10 protein-coding genes, 1 tRNA gene and 1 other RNA gene are annotated in these 10426 nt (G+C 59.5%); 10 read left to right on the top strand and 2 right to left on the bottom strand.

All coding sequences use genetic code 11. The features are described from left to right. Positions 1-480 precede the first annotated feature (480 nt). Positions 481-1542: a quinolinate synthase NadA gene (nadA, locus tag EZI54_RS22465; RefSeq protein ID WP_131484115.1), complete on the top strand. Its 1062-nt coding sequence runs from the start codon at positions 481-483 to the stop codon at positions 1540-1542. A gap of 74 nt (positions 1543-1616) precedes the next feature. Here the strand turns inward: nadA and EZI54_RS22460 are convergent, their stop codons facing one another. After that, the gene (locus tag EZI54_RS22460; RefSeq protein ID WP_131484114.1) at positions 1617-3092 is read right to left on the bottom strand and encodes a beta-barrel assembly-enhancing protease; all 1476 of its coding nucleotides are present in this window, start codon (positions 3090-3092) and stop codon (positions 1617-1619) included. Between the two features lie 103 nt (positions 3093-3195). Here EZI54_RS22460 and EZI54_RS22455 point away from each other — a divergent pair, with 103 nt between their 5' ends. Beyond that, positions 3196-3429 (top strand): sulfurtransferase TusA family protein, encoded by a 234-nt coding sequence (locus tag EZI54_RS22455; RefSeq protein WP_131484113.1) that lies wholly within the window; start codon positions 3196-3198, stop codon positions 3427-3429. Between the two features lie 12 nt (positions 3430-3441). Further along, complete coding sequence (locus EZI54_RS22450) at positions 3442-4521, top strand: AI-2E family transporter (RefSeq protein WP_131484112.1); 1080 nt, start codon at positions 3442-3444, stop codon at positions 4519-4521. Positions 4522-4567: 46 nt separating this feature from the next. On the opposite strand, the gene EZI54_RS22445 is transcribed toward EZI54_RS22450, so the two are convergent. After that, positions 4568-5038: a peroxiredoxin gene (locus tag EZI54_RS22445; protein WP_131484111.1), complete on the bottom strand. Its 471-nt coding sequence runs from the start codon at positions 5036-5038 to the stop codon at positions 4568-4570. Between the two features lie 131 nt (positions 5039-5169). Here EZI54_RS22445 and dapA point away from each other — a divergent pair, with 131 nt between their 5' ends. The 7 genes from dapA (at position 5170) to EZI54_RS22410 (ending at position 10261) form a co-directional block, all read left to right on the top strand. After that, on the top strand, positions 5170-6045 hold the full coding sequence (gene dapA, locus EZI54_RS22440) for a 4-hydroxy-tetrahydrodipicolinate synthase (protein ID WP_131484110.1): 876 nt from the start codon (positions 5170-5172) through the stop codon (positions 6043-6045). 53 nt (positions 6046-6098) lie between these two features. Continuing rightward, positions 6099-7154: an outer membrane protein assembly factor BamC gene (gene bamC, locus EZI54_RS22435; protein WP_131484109.1), complete on the top strand. Its 1056-nt coding sequence runs from the start codon at positions 6099-6101 to the stop codon at positions 7152-7154. Between the two features lie 55 nt (positions 7155-7209). Continuing rightward, on the top strand, positions 7210-7923 hold the full coding sequence (gene purC / locus EZI54_RS22430; protein ID WP_131484108.1) for a phosphoribosylaminoimidazolesuccinocarboxamide synthase: 714 nt from the start codon (positions 7210-7212) through the stop codon (positions 7921-7923). A 65-nt stretch (positions 7924-7988) separates the two neighbouring features. After that, complete coding sequence (locus EZI54_RS22425) at positions 7989-8726, top strand: TIGR04219 family outer membrane beta-barrel protein (RefSeq protein ID WP_131484107.1); 738 nt, start codon at positions 7989-7991, stop codon at positions 8724-8726. Between the two features lie 187 nt (positions 8727-8913). Beyond that, positions 8914-9921, top strand: a complete 1008-nt coding sequence (locus EZI54_RS22420) for an NAD-dependent epimerase (RefSeq protein WP_131484106.1) — start codon at positions 8914-8916, stop codon at positions 9919-9921. 100 nt (positions 9922-10021) lie between these two features. After that, positions 10022-10098: transfer RNA gene (locus EZI54_RS22415), tRNA-Val, on the top strand. A 27-nt stretch (positions 10099-10125) separates the two neighbouring features. Then, positions 10126-10261: non-coding RNA, RtT sRNA (locus EZI54_RS22410), on the top strand. Positions 10262-10426 lie beyond the last annotated feature (165 nt).

Below are 10426 nucleotides of genomic sequence, written 5' to 3'. Positions count from 1 at the left end.
GCTTGGACAAGCGCGATGAATGGTCGTGGACCTTGGTGGAATAGTGGCGCGTCGCATATGAACGCGGCCCTGCCCAAGAAGGTGTTCGACCGCCTGTCTCTGGTAAGCTTGCTGGATACGATGAACCGGCTTCAGAGCCAACCATGAACCGCCGTGGTACGGAACCGTATGCCCGGTGGTGTGAGAGGACGGGGGAGGTGACTCCCCCTCCTACTCGATCCCGATTGTCGGTAATCCTTGCCTGATCATGCGGTTGGGGCCTGTTCGGATCGCCGGGCGCAAGCGCGGGTATGGGAACGCTCCGGCGACTGCCTTATCATGGCTTCGTGACGATAATGTGTCGTTTTCAAGGGTTGCTATAATCCCGATTCGCCCCCATTAACGAGACAATATCCATAGCAGGCTAACGGCAATACGGATCGGAATTGCCGGAAACCGGTCCAAGGGCCATGTCGGGCGACAGGTGAGAGAAGAGAATTCATGGTAAATGCCAAAGACAGAATCCTGGTACAGGAACATCTCGCCCACGAGGCGGAGCCCCGTTCGCTGAGCGCGGATGAAAAGCGCCGCCTAGAGGATGAGATCAAGGCCGAGCTGAAGGCGCGGAATGCCGTCCTGGTGGCTCACTACTACACCGATGCCGACATCCAGCGCCTGGCCGAAGAGACCGGCGGTTGCGTGGCGGATTCGCTGGAGATGGCCCGCTTTGGCAACCAGCACCCGGCATCGACCGTCGTTGTGGCCGGTGTGAAGTTCATGGGGGAAACCGCCAAGATCCTGAATCCGGAAAAGACCGTCCTGATGCCGACGCTCGAAGCGACCTGTTCGCTGGACGTCGGTTGCCCCGCAGACGAGTTCAGTGCCTTCTGTGATGCCCATCCGGACCGGACGGTGGTGGTCTATGCCAATACTTCTGCCGCGGTCAAGGCGCGCGCGGACTGGGTTGTAACCTCCAGTTGTGCGCAAAGTATCGTCGAGCACCTGGATGCCCAGGGAGAAAAGATCCTGTGGGCGCCGGATAAACACCTGGGGCGTTATATCGAGCGCACCACGGGGGCCGACATGCTGCTCTGGGATGGCTCCTGTATCGTCCATGAGGAGTTCAAGGCGCGAGGTGTGGACGACCTGAAAGCGCTGTATCCCGATGCCGCCATCCTGGTCCACCCGGAGTCGCCTGAAGCCGTCGTGGACATGGCGGATGTGGTCGGATCCACCTCGCAGCTGATCCACGCGGTCCAGACACTCCCCAACGAACGCTTCGTGGTCGCGACGGATAACGGTATCTTCTACAAGATGCAGCAGTTGGCGCCCAACAAGACGTTGATCGAGGCGCCGACGGCGGGCAACGGCGCGACCTGCCGCAGCTGTGCCCACTGCCCGTGGATGGCCATGAACGGCCTGGAAAACCTGCTGCACGTGCTGCGCACGGGGGATCAGGAGATCCGGGTGGACGAGGCCCTGCGCGAAGATGCATTACGGCCACTGCGGCGGATGCTGGATTTCACGGCGTCAATGAATCTCAAGACGGCCGGTAACGCCTGATCCGGTATAACGATAACGCTGCCGGATAGCCGGTCAGGCTATCCGGTTCTCCTCCCTGCGACGTTGACTGGGCCTCACTGCTGGTCCTCGTGCATCGCCCGTGTTATCTGTGACAGTCGCTGGGTGACGATCTCATGGGTTGGTGTACCCGGCGGCGCCTTGTTCTGCGCCTCGCGGAGCTGGCGTATTGCCGCCTCCTGATCGCCCATCAGCAGATAGTATTCAGCCCGTGCCCGGTGGACACCGACGATATTGCGGGCCTGGCCCTCGGCGTCCGACAGTTTCAGCCAGATATAGGCTTTCTCGGGGTAGTCGTTGGCCAGTTTACCGTAGACCTCAGCCGCTCTCTGGGCATGGTTACCCGCATAGAGCGAGTCTCCCAGTTGATAGCGAATCGGGTAGTTGCCCGGATTGCGGCGCAGGGCTTCGTCCATCAGTGCAATGGCTTCGTCCGTCTTTTTCTCCCGGGTCAGCGTTTCGGCCAGTGTCACCTGGAAGGTGATACGACCGGGGTAGTCCTTCAGCAAGTCTTTCAATATCTTTTCCGCACCGGGCGCGTCGTCGGCTGCCAGCTTCGCCACGGCAAGCCCATAGCGCGCCGACGGTGGGGGCAGGGCGTCTTTGCGGCCGACGTACTCCTGGAACATTTCCACCGCTTTTTCCGGTGTCTGGGCATAGTGCACCATGATGCGTGCGCGAACCAGGTGGTACTCCAGGGAGTCATCATATTCACGTTGTGGGTACTGGTTTGCCCGGTTGCGGGTATCGGCAATCCGGTTTTCGGTCAAGGGGTGAGTCTGCAGGTATTCCAGGGCCTCGCCGCCCTGGAGGCGGCTCTGGCGCATCATGATTTCGAACATTTCCGGCATGCCCTCGGGATCGAAGCCCGCGGCCTCCAGCATGTCGAGGCCGACCCGGTCAGCCTCCCGTTCGTTGGCCCGGCTGTACTGGAGCATGTTCTGCACGGCAGCGGCCTGGGAACCGGCGATCGTAGCGATCCCCACATCGGACTTGGTGACGGCGGAGAGAATAATACCGGCCAGCATGCCGGCCATCGCCAGCGGTGCGTTCTGTTCCTGACGCTCCATGCGACGGGCAAAATGACGCTGGACCAGGTGCCCGAGTTCGTGCGCCATGACCGACGCGAACTCCTGTTCGGTCTTCGCGTTCAGGAAAAGGCCCCCATTGACGCCGATCACGCCACCGGGAACGGCGAAGGCGTTGATCTCGTCACTGTCGATGACCACCATCTTCAGGTCGCGGTTCTGCAACTGGGCATAGGGCACCAGTCGATGGACGAGGGTGGACAGGTAATCCAGCACCAGTGGGTCCCCGATTTCCGGGGTGGATCGGCGAATGGACTGCAGAACCTGTTGGCCAATGGCGGCTTCCTGCTGCTCTGAAATCAGGCCGCCGCCCACCCCGCCCAGTGAGGGCAGGTTGCTGTCTTCGGCGAATACGGGCGTTGCTGTGGCCAGGCAGATGGCCAGCCCGGCCGTCAGCCCCAGGAGTCCCTTGCGACAAAAGTGGGGGACTAACACGTGATTCATAACGGGCCTGATATACTCCTGTTGACATGAGATGGGCTGTGTAGCTTTCTGTTTACACGGTGGATCATGACAGATTCAAGCGACTTTGGAAGTATTCGACACTATGGCAGACCATTTTCTGGACACAAGCGGGCTTCACTGCCCGATGCCGCTGCTCAAGACCAAACTTCAGCTCAACAGCATGCAGCCCGGCGAGAGTCTCGAGGTTATCTCTACAGACCCGGGATCGGCCAAAGATATCCCGTCTTTCCTTGAATTAACCCGGCATGCACTGGAAAAGTCGGAAGAATCCGAGGGAGTCTTCCGTTTTCTGATACGCTGTGGCGATTCGCGCTAGACGGAGCGGTTAATGGTCAGGATTATCCGGGCACTTGCCCACAAATATTTTTCGGATGATGAAGCGGTCATCCTGTTTCTTTTGCTGGTTCTCGGAACCTTGGCGGTTATCTGGATCGGGGATACCCTGGCTCCGGTCATCGCCTCCGTGATCATTGCTTTCATCCTCCAGGGGCTGGTTACCAAGATGACCAGCCATGGCGTGCCCAACCTGGTCGCCGTGATACTCGTCTTCCTGCTGTTCCTCGGCGTGCTGGTGGGCTTCCTGCTGGGTATGATGCCGCTGTTGTGGTCGCAATTGACGTCGCTGGCCGGCGAGACACCACGCATGTTCCGGGAAATGCAGGCCTACCTGGAGCTGCTGCCCCAGGAGTACCCGCATCTTGTCTCGATGGCGCAGATCAACAACCTGTACCAGCAGGCCACCAGCGAAGCGGCCAACTTCACCCAGTGGCTGGTATCGTTTTCCCTGTCGAGCATCCCCGACGTCATGGCGATCCTGATCTATCTGGTGCTGCTGCCGATCCTGGTGTTCTTCTTCCTCAAGGACCGGGACCTGCTGGTAAATGCCCTGGCATCGACCCTGCCGCAGCAGCGGCCGATGATGCGCCGTATCTGGGCCGAGGTGAACCAGCAGTGTGCCAACTACGTGCGCGGCAAGGCACTGGAGATCGTCATCGTCGGTGGCGCGACCTTTGTTGCCTTCAGGCTGTTGGGCCTGCCGTACGCGGCCTTGCTGTCCCTGCTGGTGGGCCTGTCGGTGGTGATCCCCTATATCGGGGCCGCGGTCGTGACGGTGCCGGTGGCCATGATTGGCCTGTTTGCCTTTGGCTGGAGCAGTGAGTTCATCTGGCTGATGGTCATCTACGGCATCATCCAGGCACTGGATGGAAACGTACTGGTGCCGGTCCTGTTCTCCGAGGTCAATAACCTTCATCCGGTCGTGATTATCATCGCGGTGCTGTTCTTCGGCGGCATCTGGGGGCTGTGGGGCGTGTTTTTCGCCATCCCGCTGGCGACGATGCTGAAGGCGATCTTTGCCGCCTGGCCGGTGCATCATTCGTTGCCGTCCGAGGATCAGAGGGCAGCGTAGGCGAAGACGCTGACGGCAGCTCGGGCCTGCCGTCAGCACGGGGGCGTTACAGGCCCTGGGCGGCCTCAAGGACCTCTTCGACGTGGCCCGCAACCTTCACCTTGCGCCATTCCTGGCGCAGTACGCCTTCCTTGTCGATCAGGAAGGTGCTGCGTTCCACACCCAGGCTTTCCTTGCCGTACATTTTCTTCAGCTTGATCACGTCAAACAGCTTGCACACGGTTTCTTCCTTGTCGGACAGCAGCTCGAACGGGAAGGACTGCTTCGCCTTGAAGTTCTCGTGCGACTTGATGCCGTCGCGGGAGACGCCAAAGATCACCGTATCCGCCTTCTCGAAGGCATCGTGGTGATCGCGGAAATCGCCGCCTTCGGTGGTGCAGCCGGGCGTACTGTCCTTCGGGTAGAAGTAGATAACGACGTTTTTCCTGCCGCGATAATCCGACAGGCTGACGTCCTGGTCACCGGTGGCCGGCAGGGTAAAATCCGGGACCGGTTGGTTCAGTTCAACGGTACTCATGGCATCTCCTTTCTGAGAAATGAATGTTTCAGCGGTCTATACGATGAAAAGTCTGTCAGGCGGTCATATAGAATGGTTGTTTCGGCTGTCAGCCGCAATTACCATTACCGTTTTACGCGAACGGAGTCATTATGATCACTGGTAGCCTCGTTGCCCTGGCCACCCCCATGCACCCCGATGGAGAAATTCATTGGGAGGAGCTGGATCGCCTGGTCGATTTCCACCTGGACAATGGCACCCACGGGATCGTTGCCGTCGGCACGACCGGTGAGGCGTCCACCCTTGATCCGGATGAGCATTGTCGTGTCATCGGCCATATTATTAAACGGGTCAATGGTCGCATTGCCGTGATTGCAGGCACCGGTGGTAACTCCACGCGGGAAGCGATCGAACTGACCGCAGAAGCCCACAAGCTGGGTGCCGATGCCTGCCTTCTGGTCGTGCCTTACTACAACAAGCCGACCCAGGAAGGACTTTATCGCCATTTCCGTACCATCGCTGAAGCGGTTCCCGTCGATCAGATCCTCTATAATGTGCCGGGCCGGACATCCTGCGACATGATGAACGAGACCGTGGAGCGCCTGGCCGATATTCCCAATATCGTCGGTATCAAGGATGCGACCGGTAATATTCCCCGGGGTGAGGAACTCATCCAGCGGGTCGACGGTCGTATGGTGGTCTATTCCGGTGACGATGCGACGGCAGCCGACCTGATGCTGGCTGGCGGCAAGGGCAATATCTCCGTGACCGCCAACGTGGCGCCGCGGGGTATGGCAGACCTTTGTGAAGCCGCTATTGCCGGAGACCGGGACCGGGTCGCCGCCATCAACGAAAAGCTGATGCCGCTCCACCGCAAGCTCTTCCTCGAGGCCAACCCGATTCCCGTCAAGTGGGCCCTGCACCGTATGGGGCTGATTAGCGAGGGTATCCGTTTGCCGCTGACGCCCCTTGATCCAAAGTTCCATTCGGAGGTCGAGGAGGCGCTGGTCAGCGCAGGTGTCCTTTGAGTCAATCCAAACAGATAGGGGCGGACCGGAAAGGCTCGTCCCGGAGTCGTTTGATGCATTCTGAAACCCGACCGGCCCGCCTGATGGCAGGCGTCCTGATGCTGGGCCTGCTGTCAGGCTGCAGTATCATTCATGACCGTTCCAATGAGTATCGTTCGGCACAGACCGGGAAACCGGTAAAAGTGCCGGACTGGCAGAGCAGCGAACACATCCAGCCAGCCTATCCCATCCGGGATACGCAGACAGGCGATCAGGTGGCAACGGGTGAATTCGAATTGCCCAACCCACCGGACATGACGTCAGAAATACTGGACGAGAACTACGTTATCGAAGAGCTGAACGGCCAGCTCTGGCTGCTCGTCAACGAGGTCCCCGGGCGCGTCTGGCCCATGGTCTCATCCTACCTGACCGAGCGAGGGCTCGGCGTGGCCCGGGATAACCCGCAGATTGGCCTGTTGCAGACCGAAGTGGCGGATTTCAGCTCTAGGGCGCGTAACCTGCTGGACATCACCAACGAAAGTCCTGACAAGCTCACCGTGGTGCAGTCGCGGATATCGCCGGGCGTTCGCCGAAAGACCACCGAGATCCAGTTCCGGATCAACAAGGTCGACGGACGGCCTGACGGGATGCTGCAGTGGCCGTCGGAAACCTCCGATGCCAAGGAAGAACGCAAACTCCTGTCCGACCTGGGCGATTTCCTGAAGCAGCGTGAAGACACCAAGTCCTATTCCCGCGCGGCGTTGAACATCCCCAGCGCGCCGAAGGTGAAAATGGTGGCCGGGCAGAGCAGCGACCCTCACATCGAGATGGCATTGAGTTTCGACCGCGCCTGGTCGGAAGTGACGCGGTCCCTGTCAGAGGCGAAGATTCCGGTTGTTGACATCGATCGCAGTGCCGGCCAGTTCTACGTGGACTTCCGCACCGAGGATGAGCGAGAGCCGGGCTGGTTCAGCTGGTTTGCAGATCCCGACAAACCGGAGTACACCTATCTTGTCAGTATCCGGCAGGAGGGTGATGTCGTGAGCCTGAGAACCCGGACCGCACCGGATTACCACGGTAACGATCGGTCGGCTCGTCTGCTGTCCACACTGTTCGAACATCTCTATTAATCAGTCAAGTCTATCCGGCGGCCGCACAGGCCGCCACGTACACCGGAGAAAGAAAATGGAAAAGCGCGAAGCGCTCTATTCAGGTAAAGCCAAGTCGGTCTACCGGACCGATGATCCCGACCGCTTCGTTCTGCTGTTTCGCGATGACACCTCGGCTTTCGATGGTGAGAAGAAAGAACAGCTGGCCCGCAAGGGTATGGTCAACAACCGTTTCAACGCGTTCATTATGGAGAAGCTGGAAGCGGCCGGAATCCCGACGCATTTCGAGAAGGTCCTGTCTCCGGTGGAATCCCTGGTCAAGAAGCTGGACATGTTCCCGGTTGAATGTGTTGTCAGGAACTACGCCGCCGGCAGCCTGTGTCGGCGCCTCGGCGTTGAGGAAGGGCAGGCCCTGCAGCCGCCGACGTTCGAACTGTTCCTGAAGAACGACGAACTGCACGACCCCATGATCAACGAATCCCTGGCCGAGACCTTCGGCTGGGCGGGCGCTGATGACCTCGCCCAGATGAAGGCCCTGACCTACAAGGTCAACGAGGTCCTCAAGAAGCTGTTTGACGACGCCGGCATGCTGCTGGTGGATTACAAGCTGGAATTCGGCCGCTTCAACGGCCAGATCGTCCTGGGTGATGAATTCAGTCCCGACGGCTGTCGCATCTGGGACAAGGAAACCCGCAAGAAGATGGACAAGGACCGCTTCCGCCAGGGGCTCGGCGAAGTGATCGAAGCCTATGAGGAAGTGGGCCGTCGACTGGGTATCCAGTTCGACTAAGGGGCCCCGGTATCGGCAGCCGGGTTGAACACCCCGACAACAAACCAAGAACAGGAAGGTGACATATGCGTAAAACCGCCATTGCACTACTGGGTGGCCTCGGTTGTTTTAGCTCGGTGGCTGCGGCAGACGTGGTGGGTGTGGGTGCCCAGGTGAGTTACTGGGATTCCGACCTGACCGGTACCGCCAGCCAGAACAGTGACGTGGTTGATGTCGACGACGACCTGAACCTGGACCGCGACGACAACGTCAACCTGACGGCGATTTTCGAACATCCGATTCCCGTATTGCCCAACGTTCGGGTGAATTACACCGCGATCAAACAGAGCGGGAACGGCCAGCTTGGTGTCGATGGCTATGGCGGTCTGGCACCCGATGTGCCTGTCCATTCGGAACTGGACCTCGATCAGCTCGACCTGACCCTTTACTACGAGTTGCTCGACAACTGGGTCAACCTGGACGCAGGTCTGACCGTGCGCAAGCTTGATGGCGATCTGCAGGTTGAGGAACGGGTGCCGGGCGGCAACCGGACACGTACAGAAATCGACGCTGTGCTGCCCATGCTGTATGCGGCCGCCCGTTTCGATCTTCCGTTGACCGGCCTCTCCGTGGGAGTCGAGGGTAACGGCATCAGCTATGGCGGTGATTCGCTGCTGGATGGTTCCGCCTACGCCCAATATGACCTGTCCGTGCTGCGACTCCAGGCCGGCTACCGCAAGATGAGCATCGACTACGAGGACGGTAACGACGCCATGGATGTCGATCTGGGCGGGCCTTTCATCAGTGCAGGTCTGGATTTCTGATCGTTGGACCGGAAAGATCCCGGGACATTACAAGAGCGCCATCTGGCGCTCTTTTTTTATGGGCATGGTTAGAATAGGCTTTACAGCAGTTTGAATCGGGCAGTGTGTTCGCCACCCGACGCATCGGGCGGCAGCCCGGGCACCGTCTTTCCATACATGAATTCCGATTACCGACAGGGAGATTACCTTGAAGATTCTGGTCACCGGCACGGCAGGCTTTATCGGTTCCCACCTGGCTCATCGCCTCCTTGACCGTGGGGATGAAGTCATCGGCGTGGACAACGTCAACGACTATTACGACGTCAGCCTGAAAGAAGCGCGTCTCGAGCGCCTGACATGCCGTGAAGGCTTCACCGAAATCCGCAGGGATGTCGCCGATCGGGCCGCCATGGAGGCCGTCTTCCGGGACTATCAGCCTGAGCGGGTCGTCCACCTCGCCGCGCAGGCGGGTGTGCGCTACTCCCTGGAAAACCCGCACGCCTATGTCGATGCCAACCTCGTGGGTTTCATGAATATCCTGGAGGGTTGCCGCCACAACGACGTGAAGCACCTGGTGTACGCGTCCAGCAGCTCGGTCTACGGCGCCAACGAAACCATGCCGTTCTCGGTCCATGACAATGTAGACCACCCGCTGAGCCTGTACGCGGCCTCCAAGAAAGCCAACGAGTTGATGGCGCATACCTACAGCCACCTGTATCGCCTCCCGACCACCGGGCTGCGTTTCTTTACCGTTTACGGCCCCTGGGGCCGACCGGACATGGCGCTGTTCATCTTTACCCGCAAGATCCTGGCGGGCGAGCCCATCGATGTCTTCAACCACGGCCACCACAAGCGCGACTTCACCTACATCGACGACATCGTCGAGGGCGTGGTCCGCACCCTGGATCACGTTGCCGAGCCCAGCAGCGACTGGAGCGGGGAAAGCCCGGACCCTGGCACCAGCAATGCGCCGTACCGGATCTACAACATCGGCAGCAACAACCCGGTCGAACTGAGCCGGTTCATCGAGATTATCGAGGAGCGGATCGGCCGCAAGGCCGAGAAGAACCTGCTGCCCCTGCAGCCGGGCGACGTACCGGCCACTTACGCCGATGTCGACGCCCTGATCGACGACGTCGGCTACAAGCCGGATACCCCCGTCGAAGAGGGCATTGCACGTTTCGTAGACTGGTATCGGTCGTTTTACGGGGTGTGATAAAGAGAGTGATAAAGAGGGGCGAAATTTTTTGCCGATCCGCCCCAAAAACCGGTTGACCCCCGGGGGGCGGATCAGTATGATTCTCCCCCGTTGACGGAGGACCATAGCTCAGTTGGTTAGAGCGCTACCTTGACATGGTAGAGGTCGGCAGTTCGAATCTGCCTGGTCCTACCAATTAAAAAGCGCCCTTTAAGGGCGTTTTTTAATGGGTTAAAGAGTTGCGATTTGAACTGCCGAAGGCGGTTCGACTCGAGCGCCAGCGAGAGAACGTCGGAGCACCGCGACGACGGCCCAAAGGGCGAGGCGAAGCCGAGTAATCTGCCTGGTCCTACCACCAAATATCCTGAAAAAGCGCCTCATGTAGGCGCTTTTTTATTGGTGCGCCAGGCATGGCGCGTAGCGCCTTGACGGGCGCTGTTCTGGTACAGGTGGTGCTGGCCGGATGACTTGGGGGTGCAAGTCCCCTGTGGGCCCGGTAAGGGGAACTACTAGCCGAACGGCA

Origin of the sequence: Marinobacter halodurans, assembly GCF_004327985.1 — a bacterium.
Lineage (GTDB): Bacteria > Pseudomonadota > Gammaproteobacteria > Pseudomonadales > Oleiphilaceae > Marinobacter_A > Marinobacter_A halodurans.
The sequence above is the reverse complement of the archived record's forward strand: the minus strand, read 5'-3'. Positions and strand labels throughout refer to the sequence as shown.